14 protein-coding genes are annotated in these 15,313 nt (G+C 44.5%); 7 read left to right on the forward strand and 7 right to left on the reverse strand.

Annotation, left to right across the window (positions count from 1 at the left end):
• Positions 1-30 precede the first annotated feature (30 nt).
• The 7 genes from KDM92_RS10015 (at position 31) to KDM92_RS10045 (ending at position 9,047) form a co-directional block, all read left to right on the forward strand.
• Positions 31-633, forward strand: a complete 603-nt coding sequence (locus tag KDM92_RS10015; RefSeq protein ID WP_212684212.1) for an RNA polymerase sigma factor — start codon at positions 31-33, stop codon at positions 631-633.
• A gap of 77 nt (positions 634-710) precedes the next feature.
• Entirely contained in the window at positions 711-1,202 is a 492-nt protein-coding gene (locus tag KDM92_RS10020; RefSeq protein ID WP_212684213.1) for a hypothetical protein, read from the forward strand.
• Between the two features lie 122 nt (positions 1,203-1,324).
• Positions 1,325-2,557 (forward strand): hypothetical protein, encoded by a 1,233-nt coding sequence (locus KDM92_RS10025; RefSeq protein WP_212684214.1) that lies wholly within the window; start codon positions 1,325-1,327, stop codon positions 2,555-2,557.
• Positions 2,558-3,010: 453 nt separating this feature from the next.
• The gene (locus tag KDM92_RS10030; RefSeq protein ID WP_212684215.1) at positions 3,011-4,258 is read left to right on the forward strand and encodes a cystathionine gamma-synthase family protein; all 1,248 of its coding nucleotides are present in this window, start codon (positions 3,011-3,013) and stop codon (positions 4,256-4,258) included.
• Positions 4,259-4,501: 243 nt separating this feature from the next.
• On the forward strand, positions 4,502-7,012 hold the full coding sequence (locus KDM92_RS10035) for an ABC transporter permease (protein WP_230408278.1): 2,511 nt from the start codon (positions 4,502-4,504) through the stop codon (positions 7,010-7,012).
• 85 nt (positions 7,013-7,097) lie between these two features.
• Positions 7,098-7,496: a group II truncated hemoglobin gene (locus tag KDM92_RS10040; RefSeq protein WP_189346483.1), complete on the forward strand. Its 399-nt coding sequence runs from the start codon at positions 7,098-7,100 to the stop codon at positions 7,494-7,496.
• An 84-nt stretch (positions 7,497-7,580) separates the two neighbouring features.
• On the forward strand, positions 7,581-9,047 hold the full coding sequence (locus KDM92_RS10045; protein WP_212684216.1) for a DNA recombination protein RmuC: 1,467 nt from the start codon (positions 7,581-7,583) through the stop codon (positions 9,045-9,047).
• 12 nt (positions 9,048-9,059) lie between these two features.
• Here the strand turns inward: KDM92_RS10045 and KDM92_RS10050 are convergent, their stop codons facing one another.
• From KDM92_RS10050 to KDM92_RS10080, 7 genes are all read right to left on the reverse strand, one after another.
• On the reverse strand, positions 9,060-9,536 hold the full coding sequence (locus tag KDM92_RS10050) for a DUF2269 family protein (protein WP_212684217.1): 477 nt from the start codon (positions 9,534-9,536) through the stop codon (positions 9,060-9,062).
• On the reverse strand, positions 9,533-10,900 hold the full coding sequence (locus KDM92_RS10055; protein WP_212684218.1) for an SDR family oxidoreductase: 1,368 nt from the start codon (positions 10,898-10,900) through the stop codon (positions 9,533-9,535). The genes KDM92_RS10050 and KDM92_RS10055 overlap by 4 nt, the downstream gene beginning before the upstream one ends.
• Positions 10,901-10,939: 39 nt before the next feature.
• Positions 10,940-11,419 carry a thiol-disulfide oxidoreductase DCC family protein gene (locus tag KDM92_RS10060; RefSeq protein ID WP_212684219.1) on the reverse strand — a complete coding sequence of 160 codons (480 nt, stop codon included), beginning with the start codon at positions 11,417-11,419 and terminating at the stop codon, positions 10,940-10,942.
• 198 nt (positions 11,420-11,617) lie between these two features.
• Positions 11,618-12,148: a GbsR/MarR family transcriptional regulator gene (locus KDM92_RS10065; RefSeq protein ID WP_189346488.1), complete on the reverse strand. Its 531-nt coding sequence runs from the start codon at positions 12,146-12,148 to the stop codon at positions 11,618-11,620.
• 144 nt (positions 12,149-12,292) lie between these two features.
• Positions 12,293-12,991: a hypothetical protein gene (locus KDM92_RS10070; protein WP_212684220.1), complete on the reverse strand. Its 699-nt coding sequence runs from the start codon at positions 12,989-12,991 to the stop codon at positions 12,293-12,295.
• 202 nt (positions 12,992-13,193) lie between these two features.
• Positions 13,194-14,816 (reverse strand): sensor domain-containing diguanylate cyclase, encoded by a 1,623-nt coding sequence (locus tag KDM92_RS10075; protein ID WP_212684221.1) that lies wholly within the window; start codon positions 14,814-14,816, stop codon positions 13,194-13,196.
• A 27-nt stretch (positions 14,817-14,843) separates the two neighbouring features.
• Positions 14,844-15,305 carry a hypothetical protein gene (locus tag KDM92_RS10080; RefSeq protein ID WP_212684222.1) on the reverse strand — a complete coding sequence of 154 codons (462 nt, stop codon included), beginning with the start codon at positions 15,303-15,305 and terminating at the stop codon, positions 14,844-14,846.
• Positions 15,306-15,313: the final 8 nt, after the last annotated feature.

Consider the following 15,313-nt stretch of genomic DNA (forward strand, 5'->3'; position numbering starts at 1 on the left):
GCAGCTTAACCAAGAATAAATCCTTCACGAATGAGCGACTTGTTACCGGATATTGAACTAGTTCGACGAATGCGCAATGGCGATCAAGCGGCTTTTGTTGCCTTATATCGTCGTCATCAGGCAGCTTTGTATCGTTATGCTGTATTGCGTTGTGGTTCTGCGCAAGTAGCGGCAGATGTGGTGCAAGAAGTGTTTGTCGGCTTAATGAGCAATCAATATCACTACGATGGATTAAAAGGACACTTGCTGTATTTTCTGTTTGGTGTCGCGCGCAATCTTGCAATGAAGTTTGATGAGGTTACTCAACATCGTTTTCAAAATCTTGAATCGGTATCGACATTGTCTGATTCTGAGTCGGATGACATGGATGAATCGATGGAAGTAATGAGCGAAGAAGCAAATCCATTAGAACGATTGCTGCAATATCAAATGGCAGAGGATTTGCGTGTCGCGATCAATGATCTGTTACCGCATTATCGTGATGTTTTGATTCTCTATGAAATGCAAGAAATGTCGTATTTGGATATTGCGAATATTTGTCAGATCAATGTAGGCACGGTGCGATCTCGTTTGTCACGCGCACGTCAAGCTTTGGCTGAGCGCTTGCAAGCATATCGACGTGAGGCGGCTTAAGACCGATTGCCTTTTATCAAGCCAGCACATAAGCAGAACAGATAAGCAGAACAGATTCAATACAAGAAAGAAATGAAATGGTAGACCTCGATCAAGTGAATGCGCAGCTAAAACCTGCATTTACGGTACTTAAACAAGAAATGCATCACTTGCAGACTAGTCCGCAAGTAGAAGAAAACTTATTGAAAGCATTTCAGCAACAGTATCCAAAGCCAAGCTGGTGGCGCAAATACTTATCTGAGCCGTGGCAATGGAGTGGCGTGTTAGTGATGAGTTTGTTGGTGTGTTTGCTGGTGCTGAATAAGCCGACTGTTTTTGAAACTAGTCCTGGATTTGCCGCCGATGCAGATACGCTCTATGAAGACATCCCATTTATCGCGATTGAGAGTGGCGAGACGATTCTGCAGCAAGAAAGTATGCGCATTGTGCGTGCAGAGGTTCCGCATACCGTATTGGCTTCTTTAGGCGTACCAGTCAATCCGCAAGCGGCGAGTGATACCACGAGAGCAGAGATGTTAGTGGGTGAGAACGATGAGTATTTGGCGGTTCGCTTTATTCCTAGCGAATAATTTATGCGTAGAAGTGCAATAGAAATTAGAGCGATGAGCATTCATTAGCTCGCTTAAAAGTAGGTTTAGAGAGCGTTTGTAGAATGCTTGAACCACATTGAAAATATAAAGAAGGAGAAATTATGTTGATCAGAACTAAATTCAAAAAGCCTTTGATGTTAGCGATGATGTCGGTCGCGATATTTGCGACACCCGTTTATGCGACTAAGCTCAATGTCACAGCAGATAAAATCGTCGCGTTTGAGTTTCATTTGAGTGACACGGATAGTTCACAGAATGAAAAAGCTGGGACAAAAGAAACCGACAAAAAGCAAGATAATCGACGTGAAATGATACGTAGCGAGGTAATGATCAAGCAAGCGCCGCGTGCAGATTTGATATCGAACGTGCAGAGCATTCGTATCGGTGAAAAACTTGTAAAAAATGCGCCATATAGCGCGGAAGTGGTTACCGAAAACCAGCAGAAACTAGCAGATGGTAATCTGATTTTAAATAAGGTCACGATGCTTACTTACCGTGATTCGCAAGGACGCACGCGGGAAGAGATACGCGATCCTAAAGGCGAAGTGAGAAGCATCATTATTCATGACCCTGAAAATGGACGTTTAATTCTGAATCCAAAATCGAAAACGGCGCTCAAGATGCTACCAGTCGGGCAGTGGAAAGAGGGCGGTAAACAGTCGCTCAACATCGTCACAGAAAACATCACCAAGGCTGCCGATGGTAAAGATGTCATTGAATTGAAATTAGCAAGTGAAGGTGATAAACAAGGTGAGCGTCATGTAGTAATACGCCGTGCCGTGAAGTCAGCTGACGGTAAGGTAATTTCCGGTGATGTAGAGAAAAATATGACGATAGATGTGCGTGGTCCAGAAATGGGACGGAATATCGAAGTTCATACCGGAAGCGCAGTTTTTGACAGCAATTTCTCTCGTGTCTTTAGCGACGCAAAATGGTCGTCCAAGCGTCAAACCAAAGCATTAGGAAGTCGCGACTTTGACGGCATCAAAGCCGACGGCAAGTTAGCAAGCTATGAAATTCCTGCAGGTGAAATTGGTAATGCAAATCCGATTGTGGTGAGTGATGAAAATTGGGTTTCGCCAGATTTACAAATCACTGTGTACTCTAAACACAGTGATCCACGATCGGGTGATCGTATCTATCGCTTACAAAATGTAAAGCGCGACGAAGTTCCAGCATCCATGTTCACGGTACCTAGTGATTACAAGGTGACTGAATTCGGAAAACAGATGGGCAAAGCGATGAAATTTGATTGGAGTGAGAAAGCAGACAAAGCGGACAAAGCTGAAAAGAGTCCAAAGATCGAACGAGAAATTCTGATCGAAAAGAAATAAGCAATTGAACTCGATTATGAAATCAAAGATTTGAATTTGATTTTAGATCACATCGATTTTGCCTAGCCAAGGCATATAGCGAATCAATATCATCATTGATTCGCTATTTTTTTGGTGGGGGAGTGATTAAATACGCAATTCTTAATGAGAAGTATTTTAATTGCTAGATTTCAGCTGAACGATATTGATCCGAAGTTGAACGTGGTAGCAAGCCATTGAATTGTCGTATCAAAATACCATTGAGCTTTCAGTTTGTTGAAAAAGTGAAATAAGCGTAGTTTCAAGCGAATCGATTTTGTGAATCGGTTCGCTTTTTTATTTGAACTTTGATCGCGATAGGCTCGCTTGCGCTTTATCTAATTTACTTGAAATTTGTCTATGGGACTTCAGCAGAGCTAGAGCTGAAACTAGGTTAAACTCTTAACTTTGATAAACCACTTATCTATTTTTATCATGAGCACAGCGAAGCCTTACGGATTTACCACCACCATTTTGCACAATGACCGTCAAAAAGAAATCGAACATGGTTCGCCACATAAGCCAATTCATAGCTCGGTGACTTATGGCTACAAAAATGCAAGGGAATTAGCCGATGTATTTCAAGGCAAGCAAGCTGGTTATCGCTATGGACGTCAAGGCAACCCTACCGTCGCCGCATTGGAAGATAAGATTAGCAAAATGGAAGATGGCATTGCGAGTTTGTGTTTTGCCACGGGTATGGCGGCGATAGGCGCGGTTTTTCAGGGATTGCTGCGTCAGGGCGATCATATTATTTCTTCGCGGTTCTTGTTTGGAAACACTAATAGCGTTTGGCAAACTTGCGCGGAGCAAGGGATTCAACTGTCATTAGTCGATTCGACCAATGTTGCAGAAGTGGCTGCCGCGATTACGCCAGCAACCCGTATGGTGTTTGTCGAAACGATCGCTAATCCGCGTACGCAAATCGCCGACCTCAAACGTATCGGTGAGTTGTGTCAGCAACATGGCATTCTGTATGTGGTGGATAACACCATGACGTCTCCTTATTTGTTCCGCCCCAAAGCGGTCGGTGCTGGCTTGGTGGTGAATTCCTTAACTAAATCAATTGCGGGTCATGGCAACGTATTAGGTGGTGCTTTGACGGATACTGGCTTGTTCGATTGGGCTAGTTATCCGCATATTGCTCCCAATTTCCGTAAGCTCGCTTCCGCCCAACAAGGAATGGCGCAACTACGTGCTAAGGCCTTACGTGATTTTGGCGCATCCATTTCACCCGATGCGGCCCATCAAATTGCCGTTGGTGCCGAGACACTGGCACTACGTATGCAACGTGAAAGCGAAAATGCCTTGGAATTGGCGCGCTTGCTTCAGGCTGATCCGCGTGTGGCGGTAGTGCACTACCCAGGCTTGGAATCACATCCTCAACATGCGCTCGCGAGCGAGTTGTTTCGTGCCTTTGGTGCTTTATTGAGTTTTGAGTTGAAGCCAGAAATTGATTGTTTTGATTATTTGAATCACTTGAAACTAGCGATTAACGCCACACATCTGGGGGATACGCGTACCTTGGTGATCCCAGTTGCACATACGATTTTCTTTGAGATGGGACCGGAACGTCGTGCTGAAATGGGTATCGTCGATTCCTTAATTCGTGTCTCAGTTGGAATTGAAGATACGGAAGATTTATTGCAAGACTTTGCAAATGCTTTAAATCAGTTTGATTGAGTTTTTTGCTGCGATTGTGCTGCCATTTGCTTTGGCAAATTGCGGCATTTAGGAATACTGATTAAAGACTTGCATTGAACAATTGGACGTTTCAATTTGAGCTGTTGAAGTTTGCTCCGATTTTAATTTGCAGCTTGGTCGATATCGCTATTAGCATCAGTAATTATTGTATGGTTTGTACTTATTGTACAAATCGTACTATCCGTAACACTTGTACTAGCAAATTCCTTAGATAGGAGCACCATGTTTTCATTTATCTTGCCTATAGCAGTTCGCATGACGCAGCGCGATTGGCGTGCTGGTGAACTTCGATTTTTGTTGATAGCCTTAATGGTCGCGGTGGCTTCATTATCCTCAGTCGGATTTTTTGTCGATCGTATGCGCAGCGGCTTGGAGCGCGATGCCCATCAAGTATTAGGTGCGGATTTGTTAGTGGTATCGACGCAGGGCATACGCCCAGAATGGAAGCAGCTAGCGCAACAAAATGGATTGAAGACTGCCGAGACGGTGGTTTTTCCTAGCATGGCTTTGGCGGGTGAGGGTGATGCAGCGATGAGCAAGTTGGTTACGCTAAAGGCAGTGACAGATGGTTACCCATTACGTGGCAAGTTAAAACTAGTTCAAGGCGAAAAGGAAGTTGCAGTTGATCATATTCCAGCGGTCGGCACCGCTTGGGTTGATCCTGCGTTGTTAGGAAGCTTGAAGATTGCAATTGGTAGCAAAATTAGTGTCGGTGAACAGCAATTTACCGTTACGCAAAGTATCGCTGCTGAGCCAGATCGCGGCGCTGGTTTTCTAGGGTTTTCACCACGTGTCATGATTTCCGAGAAGGATTTGGCGGCGACAAAATTAATCCAAGATGGTTCGCGCATCACGTATCGCTTATTACTTGCGGGCGAAAAGCAAGCCGTAGAAAACTTTCGTGTGACTTTAGATAAAAATCTGACCGAGCAAAATGTCAAAGGTGTACGCATTGAGACGATTACGAATGGCAATGAGCAATTGCGTACGACTCTAGATCGTGCGGAACAATTCTTATCGATGGTGAGTATGCTATCCGCTATGTTGGCAGCAGTCGCCGTGGCGATGGCAGCGCGCCGTTTTATGCTGCGACACATCGATGCGTGTGCGATGTTGCGTTGTTTGGGTTTGACTCAAAATCAAGTGACTAGCATGTATCTGTTAGAGTTTTTGATGCTCGGTATCGTCGGTAGTATTGCTGGTGTCTTGATTGGGTTTGCAAGTCATTTCCTATTATTGGAGTGGCTTGGTAGTTTGGTTTCAGTTGATTTGCCTGCTGCCAGTATGCTGCCTGCGTTGCAAGGGATTGCAGTCGGTATTTTGTTGCTAGTGGGATTCGCGATGCCCCCGATTTTGCAGTTACGCGACGTGCCACACAATCAAGTGATTCGTCGCGAGCAAGATGCGCCCAAGGCAATGAGTCTGGCGACCTATGCATTGGGTCTTGGTATTTTTATCGCTTTATTATTGTGGCAAACCGGCGATGTCAAAGTTGGGCTAATGGTGGCAGTCGGTTTTATCCTTGGTTTATTCCTGTTTTCTTTCATTGCTTGGTTGAGTATTTTTGTCTTGAAGCGTTTGCGCACGAGCTTTAATTTTGCCGCTTGGCGTTTTGCGATCACAGCTTTGCAACGTCGACCTGGGGCGACTGTAGTGCAAGTGGTTTCTTTGTCTTTAGGGTTGATGGCTCTGTTGTTGTTGACTGTGGTACGTGGTGATTTAATCTCTGCGTGGAAGCAATCAACTCCAGCAGATGCGCCGAATCATTTTGTGATTAATATTCAACCCGATCAAAAACAAGAAATCGCTCAGCGTGTCGAGAAGTTTGCAAAGCCCATGATTTATCCGATGATACGTGGGCGTTTGATTCAAATTAATGATCAAGTATTAAAACCGAATTCTTATCAAGATGAACGCGCTAACTCCTTGGTGGAGAGGGAATTTAATCTCTCGACCATGAGCGAATTACCAGCTTTAAATAAAGTGGTAGCAGGAGAATGGTATAAAGATGTTAGTGCGACAGAGCCAGAAGCTTCGGTTGAAGAGGGTTTGGCGAAGACTTTGAAGTTGAAGTTAGGCGATCAAATGGTGTTTGATATTGCTGGTCAAAAAGTATCTGCCAAGGTCACCAGTTTGCGTAAATTGGATTGGGGATCGATGCGCGTGAATTTCTTTGTGGTGATTAATCCCAAAGCAATGCAAGACATGCCGCAAACATTTATCACTGCATTTCGCGTACCTGATGAGCAAAAGCAATTCACCAATCAATTGACATTAGATTTCCCGAATTTAACTGTGATGGATGTGGGCGCGATTTTGAAGCAATTACAAGACATCTTGGATCAAGTCATTACCGCCGTTGAGTTTTTGTTCTTATTCACGTTAGTGTCAGGCATTTTGGTTTTATACGCGGCGTTGGCTGGCTCGCAGGATATTCGTATGCGGGAAGCGGCGTTGCTACGTGCTTTGGGTGCAACGCGTAAGCAATTATCACAAGCGCAGTGGGTAGAGTTTTTATTGGTCGGCAGTTTGGCTGGGGCGCTTGCAGCATGTGGTGCTTTAGCGATCGGTTGGGTACTCGCCACCTTCGCATTTAAGTTTGCGTGGACTTTCTCGCCTGTAGTGATCGGCGCTGGTGTTGTTGTCGGTGCAGTTTGTGCATTGCTTGGCGGCTGGTTAGGCTTGCGTAATGTGTTGAGTCAACCGCCTCTGCTTTCTTTGAGAAATAGCTAGCTTGTCGCAAAGTGGGAAATGCGCAAATAGACAATAAAAAGACAGTAAAAAGACAGTCAAAAATATTTAAAGAAGTTGAAAAATAATGCAAGAACAAGAAGAGAAATCGAATCTATACGAATTGATAGGTGGTGCTGAAAAACTGCGCGAGATGGTCGATCGTTTCTATGATTTGATGCAACTAGAGGCGGAGTTTGCTGGTATCAATCAAATGCATCCGCAGCCAAATGATAGTTCGCGCGATAAGTTGTTTTGGTTCTTATCAGGCTGGATGGGTGGACCGAATTTGTATATCGAACAGTTTGGTCATCCACGTTTGCGCGCACGGCATTTGCCCTACGCAATTGGTGTTGCTGAGCGCGATCAATGGCTGCGTTGTATGGCATGGGCGATGCAAGATGTAGGAATTGAGCAGGCCTTGCAGGAGCATTTAATGAATTCGTTTTATCAGACCGCTGATTGGATGCGCAACACTCCAGGATAATGTCTTGAGCTATGGTTTGATTTTTCTTTACTCGACCGCCATACGAGCTCTCGACCTTTTCATTGACACATAAGACAAAACTACATGAACACCATCGAAATCATCTTGAGCCTTGCAATCACCGTAGTCGTCGTTTTGCAGCTACTCATTTTAATGCGCAAGCAGGGTAACAATCAGGATGCCCAAATGTTAGCTTTGCAAACGCAATTGCAACAAACGCAGAATCAACAGCAGCAGGCGCAAGAACGTAGCGAACGGAGTTTGCGTGAACAAGTGCAATCGACAGCGCAAGCAACGCGACAAGAGTTAGGTGCAAATTTCACACAATTTCAGCAGACCGTCAGCGCGCAATTAACCAGTGTCGCCACGCTGCAAAATAATCAGATAGATGCGTTTTCTCAGCAGTTAGTCAAACTCAATGAAAGCAACGCACAACAGTTAGAACAGATGCGTCAAGCACTCACCTTACAAGGCCAAAGCGCCCGCGAGGAATTGGGTTTGAGCTTGAAACACTTTGCCGATACGCTCAATCAAAGCTTAAGCAGCATGACTGAATCGAATGCGCAACGAATGCTTGAGATTCGCGCGACCTTAGAACAAAAAATTCAGCAACTGCAAGCCGATAACGCCAGCAAGTTAGAAGAAATGCGCAAGACCGTTGATGAAAAATTGCATGCAACTTTAGAGCAGCGTTTAGGCGAATCATTTAAGCAAGTGTCGGAACGCCTTGAGAAGGTGCATCAAGGTTTGGGTGAGATGCAACAACTGGCGATCGGTGTCGGCGACTTAAAACGTGTCCTCACCAATGTAAAAACGCGCGGCACTTGGGGCGAAGTTCAGTTAGAGATGGTGTTAGAGCAAATGCTGACACCCGATCAATACGCAAAGAATGTTGAGACGATCCCGAATAGCGGTGAACGAGTTGAATTTGCAATTAAGTTGCCGGGTAAAGACGATGATCGCGCACCAGTTTGGATGCCAATCGATGCGAAATTTCCGAAAGAACAGTATGAGCGCCTATTGGATGCCGCGGAACGTGCAGATGCCGACGGTGTCGCGCAGGCAGGAAAAGAGTTGGAGCGTGTGATTCGCAATGAAGCAAAAACTATCGCAGAAAAATATTTGTCGCCGCCTTTAACGACCGATTTCGCTTTGCTGTTTTTGCCGACCGAAGGTTTGTATGCAGAAGTGATGCGTCGTCCTGGTTTAGCTGATGAATTGCAGCGAACTTATCGCGTATCGATTTCTGGCCCATCAACTTTGTCGGCTTTGTTAAATAGCTTGCAAATGGGCTTTAGAACCTTGGTGTTGGAAAAACGTTCATCGGAAGTCTGGCAAGTGTTGGGTGCTGTTAAAACTGAGTTCGGTAAGTTTGGCGATGTTTTAGCTGCGACAAAAAATGCCTTGGTTAAAGCTGCCGACAATATTGATAAAGCAGAAGTACGCACGCGCCAAATGACACGTAAATTGAAGTTGGTTGAGGCACTGCCTACCGATACCGCACAGAGTTTGTTAGGAATCGAAGACAGTGGCGAGGATGGTGAAGCCTAACACTGGCATAGATCAAGCCCACAATTGAGGCTTATTCACCATTAAATAAAATACGATGACCATTGCGATAAAGGCGGGATACCCTAAGTATTCCCAGTAACGTGCGTATTGCCAATAACGCGCAGATAAGCTTGCTCCTTGTTGATAAGCAGCTTCAGCCATGCCCTTCATTTGAATTTGCAACCAGACCACTGGCAGCCAACACGCTCCAGCTAATAGATACAGAGTGATACTCAGCATAATCCATGGCGTATCTAATTGCCATCCAGCCAAGTACATCATCGCGATACCGCTCAGCGGTTGAATGATGACGGCTGGTGTGGTGAAACACCAGTCTGCGATGACCACCAAGCGCGTTACTGTCGCAATTGCAGCGAGGTTGTTACTGCGATGTGTGAAGTATAGGTAAAAGGCAGAACCAAACCCTGTGCCCACCAAGAGAACCGATGAAATGATATGCAGTGTTTTTAGTAGTAGATAGGTGTTCATTTTCTTTCTCCTGCAAGCAGCACGAATAGGATGGCAAGTATGGGAAGGTTTTTTAAAATTGGTCCAAATGGGTGAACCAAAAACTCAGGCAATGCAAGGCTGATGATCAGGGAGTACAGCAAGATCACGAGAATTTGGATTTGCCACAAACGTCGACTAGGATGAGTCAGTGTGATGATGCCGATGGCAAAATCTAGTCCACTCGCTGCGTACAAAATCGGTATGGTGTAGGCGTCGCTAATCCCCACTTGGGAAAGCAAAAGTGCGCTTTCTTGATGTGGGTAAATCCACAATGAAATGATGCCGGTTGCGATCCACAACAAGGCGAGCACGAAGCGAAATAAGATGCTAGACCAAGTGGCGATTGCGGCTGCCGCCAAATGACTAGCTTCACTTTGGCGAAACCACGCGTTTGCTGCTTTCGGTGCATGCCCTAAATAGTCACTGAACTGTGCACAATCTGCCGTATTACCTTGTTCTAGCATGCGCAAGGTTTCGGGAGCGAATACTTTTTGTGGCAGGTATTGCGCAAGCACGGCGCCGATACGCATGATCGGCATAGGAATGGGCAAGAAGCAGCTTGATCCCAATCCCATCGATTGCCGATAATGCGCCAGCATCTGGCGATAAGACATAGCCGTTGGGCCGACCGCATGCATAATTTGGTGCGGTTTTGCTGAGTTGTTTTCTATTTGTGTTACCCATTTGCCTATGCAATGGCAAAGGTCATCGATATGTACGGGTTGTAGAGTTTGCTCACCTTTACCTGGCAAGCCAATCAAAGGCATGCTAGCGAGACTACGAAATAGTTGACTACTGGCGCCATCGACTCCAACGATGAGAGAAGGACGCAAGATTAAATGCGGACAGGCGAGCTGGCTTAGAAATTGATCTGCATCGCGTTTCGTTTGCAAGTAAGGGCTAAGTGCTTCCGCGTTTGAACTTGCATAATGTTGCTCGTGATCGTCTGGACCCAAGGCAGAAATTTGCACGATACCTTTGACCACTGCATCATTGGCGGCTTGAAATAGCGCGATTGGTGTATCGCGGTGGATCGCCTCAAAAGAGGCACTTTTATTGGAATTAAGAATGCCTACCGCATTGATTACGATATCGATGTGGCCTGAGTTAGCATGGTGATCAATCGGTGTAGAAGGTGCTGCACTAGCCAAGGCCGCAAAGCGTTTTTCCCAGATACTGCCTGACGTGTCCTTACTATAGTCAATCAATAGTTGATTATTTTGGCTACTAGCGACATCACTAAATTGATGTACGCCATCAATGATTTCATGTCCTGCTTCTAGTAGATATTGGCGTATATGCCGACCGACAAAGCCATGGGCGCCGCAGATGAGGATCTTCATACGAATTTTCTTTCAATCTGGATTCAATCGTCAATAAATTCAGGTGTCACTTTTTTCTGTGCGGTTTTTTAGCTCACATCGACCATCTTTGCATGTTTGGCTGTTTCTCAATGCTCGCTTGGCAGCACGATCGGCAGCAATTTTGAATAACACGCCAGAAAAGCGGTTTGATAAACGATAACGATTGCGAGCAACGCGAATATAAGCCCAATCAAATAAAGGTTTGAGTAATGGAAAATTGGTCGGCGCCGTAATCCATCCCAAGCCAACTGCACCATAGGCTAAACGAAATACTTCAACTCCTTTCAATATGCTGCCATCGGCGCGCACTGCGTGAATGATTTCCATCATTTCTTTCTTGTTGGCTTGATAGCTTGAATCATCAAAATCGTCTGCGGAAACGTCGATGAAGCGCAGTAGATCTTGCGTATCGCGGGCACGTAGATTGTCGATTTCTAACTTACACAGTGGGCATGATTCATCGTAGAGCAAGGTGAGTGGGTAGGTATTTGCTTGCATGATTTTTCCTTTGTTTGTGATGCTTGTTTAAGTTTGAGTTGAAATTAGGCTAGAGGCTTTGATGTCCACAAATTAACTAAGCTTTTCATTCGAGCATTCCTTTACTTCAGTTATTTCTGTCTAAACAGAAATTTATTTTCAAAAAAATGCGCATCAATGTGTTTTGACGCGCGTTTGTTTATGAATGCATTTACTCTGTTATTTTTCTTCACCACGTACAAATTGTTGTACTTTTGCGCCCATTTTTAATAGCTTCATCAGGGTGCTGGGTTCCAGCCGCAACATTTCATCAGTCCAACTTGTTAGCGTCTTCATTAAGGCTAGCGTCTCAGCAATACGTGCTTTGCTGGCGCGGTCTTCTTGATCGATCTCTGGGCTGTCTAAACATGCTTGTAGTGTTGTGATGGTCGGGCTTAATTCGCGCTCTTTGCGCTCGCGTACTACGGTACGAAACAGTTCCCAGACATCGAGTGATGTTTCAAAATGCGCACGGCGGTCTCCCATTACATGGGCTACTTTGACCAATTTCCAATTCTGTAATTCTTTAAGTGAATTCGACACATTCGAACGTGCGACACCTAGCGTATCGGCGATGTCTTCTGCAGTCAGTGGCGTACCAACAATATATAAAAGGGCGTGAATTTGGCTGACGGTGCGATTAACACCCCACATGGTGCCCATTTCGCCCCAGTGCAGAATAAATTTTTGTTTGACAGGTGTAAGTTCCATGTAGGTAGTGTAGGCATTTCCTTAATTTCTGTCAAGACAGAAATTAAGGAAATATTCAATTGCATATAATTATTTTTCGATGGGGCTGCAAATCTACACTTCTATAGAGCAGTATTCGATCGTACAAACGAACTTCACTTGCAATTATTTGCAATGATCTGTGGCGGCCTGATACGCGACGACGAACAAGGATAAGATGCTTCCACCTTGGCGTAAGCAGTCTGGCTTTGCTGCGCGATTTGCCGCTTGTTGGAATTGATCGTGTTTAGATGGCTTTGAATTTTCTAGAGTCGTACCGTTTTTTTCAGCCATCTTCTGAATATCTGATTTACTTGCTTCATAAGCACCTCTTACCCCAGCGCTGTCGAAACCGTATTTGGCGATGCCACTTTTATTGACTTGATTAGTTGGACTCGTGATCTCGGAGCTATTACTGTTCTGTTCTGGGAAAGCGGTGATCAATTCACGTTCAGTTTTTTGTTCTTGCTTGATTTGAGGAGCGCCGACCACTACTTGGGTTTGTGTACTTTGTGGTGCAGTTTGTTCGCTTTGCTTACTTTGTTTGGTGATGGATCGAGTGGATGGGTGCTGATTTAGTGCTGTAGCATTTGTTGAAATTAGAGGTTTTTTCTCAAGCGTTGCAGTAACTGGCCGAATCAAGGTAAACATCATCGTAGTTGGCGTTGATGTATTGGTGTGGGTGATTTTTCGCAAGAAATCTTGATTTAGCTGACTAATGAAAAGTGTACAGACCATCAAGGCGACACTCGCAGAGAAAATTCGTTGCTTCAACGAGTGCTGAAAGCAATTAACATCCGACTGATGGCGCTGCAATGACAACATGAGGATGATCCATAGGCAAGCTGAAAGTCGCTAGAATAATGCGCTTGACATGATTTAGGCAATTAAATTGACAAACCAGCGGATAGGATCGTTGAGCAATACCTTGGGTATTAATAAGCGACGCTAGAGAATAGTTGCTTGTGTTTTTTATCGAAGGAAATTGCGTTAGTAGCAAATACAGCCTAGAGAAATACGATATCGATTAAGAAAAAACATGATATCGATTTTTGCCGGATTTCTTCGCGTAATACATTGCCTCGTCGGCTCGCTGTAAAACTTTCGCCATATCAAAGTTGCCCTGGTCGACCAAATTAATACCAATACTTGCGCCAATTTGAATCTGGATCGATTCGCCAAATTCAATCGCTTGCGAAGCTTCGTGAATAATCTTAGTTGCGATGTGCTGAACTTTATCAATCGCATCAACTTCCTTCAAGATGACGACAAACTCGTCGCCACCGGTGCGCGCGATAAAGTCGGATTTGCGAATAATCTTGCTCAGTAGCTGCGTGAAGTGTAGTAATACCTTGTCACCTATCTCGTGACCGTATCGATCATTGACCGCCTTAAAGCCATCTAGATCAATCATCAGCACATAAAAGCTGCTGATTAAACCAGCATGCATTTCAAACTGAATCTTAGCGATATTTTTTTCTAAGCCTAAACGATTAGCGACGTTGGTAAGGTGATCCGTCATCGCCAGTTGATTTGCCGATTCTTCTAGCATCTTGCGCTCGGTAATGTCATTGACCAAGCCTTGTAAGACTTTGTTTTCAACTGAGCTTAGCACTAAATTGATCCATTTTTTTTGCGGAGGGTTTCCTACTTCGAGTAAAAAATCTTCTGACGAAACTTGCTCATCATGTGTCGCATTTTCTAGCATGCCTTGTAATCGTAGTGCATAGTCATTTAGGTTTTGAATTAAGCTAAATTTAATAGACTCAGCGGATGCGTCGTTACTCATCGAAAATAAACGTCGATAGGCGGGATTCGAAGAGAGTACCTCGCCACTCGGGTTCAATAAAAAAATTCCGGTTTCCGAGTTTTCGAAAATAGCACGAAATTTTTTCTCGCCAATTTGATGTTGTACCCGCAAATCACGTTCATCTTCCAAAAGATGGGATAGTTTAGAAAACAAAGTGTTGACATCGCGTACCAATTGTCCGATTTCATCAGCTTCATTGCCGGGTGGAAGCGGTAGCGTGGTCTTCGCATCGGCCGATAAATGATGTAGACGATCAGAGATGGTTTTGATTGGGCGTGTGATTAAATACATGACGATGATAACGACTGCGCCAGCCATGATGAGGGTCTGTAGGATCAGTAAAAGCGCAATGAAGCGCGCCTTGGTGTTGATTTGTTCACGAATGAAACTGATGTTGGGTTTGATTTCTATTTGGCACACCGCCTCAGCAGGATTAAATGGCGAATAAACTTCTCTTTGTATGATCAAGTTTTCTTTTAGCTTATTGAGTAAGCGATTGCTTGATTGTGGCGATGCATTTTTGAATAAATCTACCAAGGTTTGTTTGTTCGAATAAATCTTTACGCTGGCGACATCTTCATTATTTAACAAGCCTTGTGCGACTTCTTTTGCGAGATTGGTATCCGATAAATAGCAGGCGATACTCACGGTGTTTTCGACGGTGCTTAATAAGGTGCCCATACGATTTTTGGTGAGTTCTTGTTCAGTATTTGATTCCCATAAATAAGTAAAAGCAGCAAACATGCCTCCAACGCACAATGCAATAGACAGTACTAGGGCGCTGCTACGATAAACGATGCTAGTACGTAGCAACTGTAGTAACTGGAGTAGTTTATGCATGAGTGACGATGCTTGTTTAGAAAATCATTAGTTACGGCTAGGGTCAAATACCACACGTACACGCTTATCAATTTTCTTTCTATCGACGTAGGCAATTGCGCCTTTGAGTCTACCAACCAATTCAACGGCTTGCTCTGCTGAGGCAACCTGGCGTGGTGGCGAACCTTGCCCTGAGAACATCAATCTTGCCCAGTAAGAGCTAATTTCAGATAACTCTTTATTTACCATGACGTTATAGAAATTGGCTTTTTCCGTCAGTGGGTTTTCTAAGTCTAGTGGTTGCGCTGTGACTCCGGATGATAATTTTCGATTTCTACCCATGTACACATTAATCACTTCATCTTTGCTCATTTTTTCAATGCCAGAATGTGGATTGGCGATCACGACGAAATCATTGCTTGCATGGTTTGCACTAGCTCCAGTACTAGTCCCGATACTAGCCGTAGCAAGTACCAGCAAGATGATGCATAGAGATCGTTGTACTAACATAGTAGGAC

This window comes from Affinundibacterium baiyunense, from assembly GCF_018139645.1.
In the GTDB taxonomy this organism is placed as follows: Bacteria; Pseudomonadota; Gammaproteobacteria; order Burkholderiales; family Burkholderiaceae_D; genus Undibacterium; species Undibacterium baiyunense.

What these genes read in the sequence shown, in the direction of transcription:
- KDM92_RS10015 (WP_212684212.1), top strand. Translation starts at nt 31, where the DNA reads ATGAGCGACTTGTTACCGGATATTGAACTAGTTCGACGAATGCGCAAT.
- KDM92_RS10020 (WP_212684213.1), top strand. Translation starts at nt 711, where the DNA reads ATGGTAGACCTCGATCAAGTGAATGCGCAGCTAAAACCTGCATTTACG.
- KDM92_RS10025 (WP_212684214.1), top strand. Translation starts at nt 1,325, where the DNA reads ATGTTGATCAGAACTAAATTCAAAAAGCCTTTGATGTTAGCGATGATG.
- KDM92_RS10030 (WP_212684215.1), top strand. Translation starts at nt 3,011, where the DNA reads ATGAGCACAGCGAAGCCTTACGGATTTACCACCACCATTTTGCACAAT.
- KDM92_RS10035 (WP_230408278.1), top strand. Translation starts at nt 4,502, where the DNA reads ATGTTTTCATTTATCTTGCCTATAGCAGTTCGCATGACGCAGCGCGAT.
- KDM92_RS10040 (WP_189346483.1), top strand. Translation starts at nt 7,098, where the DNA reads ATGCAAGAACAAGAAGAGAAATCGAATCTATACGAATTGATAGGTGGT.
- KDM92_RS10045 (WP_212684216.1), top strand. Translation starts at nt 7,581, where the DNA reads ATGAACACCATCGAAATCATCTTGAGCCTTGCAATCACCGTAGTCGTC.
- KDM92_RS10050 (WP_212684217.1), bottom strand. Translation starts at nt 9,536, where the DNA reads ATGAACACCTATCTACTACTAAAAACACTGCATATCATTTCATCGGTT.
- KDM92_RS10055 (WP_212684218.1), bottom strand. Translation starts at nt 10,900, where the DNA reads ATGAAGATCCTCATCTGCGGCGCCCATGGCTTTGTCGGTCGGCATATA.
- KDM92_RS10060 (WP_212684219.1), bottom strand. Translation starts at nt 11,419, where the DNA reads ATGCAAGCAAATACCTACCCACTCACCTTGCTCTACGATGAATCATGC.
- KDM92_RS10065 (WP_189346488.1), bottom strand. Translation starts at nt 12,148, where the DNA reads ATGGAACTTACACCTGTCAAACAAAAATTTATTCTGCACTGGGGCGAA.
- KDM92_RS10070 (WP_212684220.1), bottom strand. Translation starts at nt 12,991, where the DNA reads ATGTTGTCATTGCAGCGCCATCAGTCGGATGTTAATTGCTTTCAGCAC.
- KDM92_RS10075 (WP_212684221.1), bottom strand. Translation starts at nt 14,816, where the DNA reads ATGCATAAACTACTCCAGTTACTACAGTTGCTACGTACTAGCATCGTT.
- KDM92_RS10080 (WP_212684222.1), bottom strand. Translation starts at nt 15,305, where the DNA reads ATGTTAGTACAACGATCTCTATGCATCATCTTGCTGGTACTTGCTACG.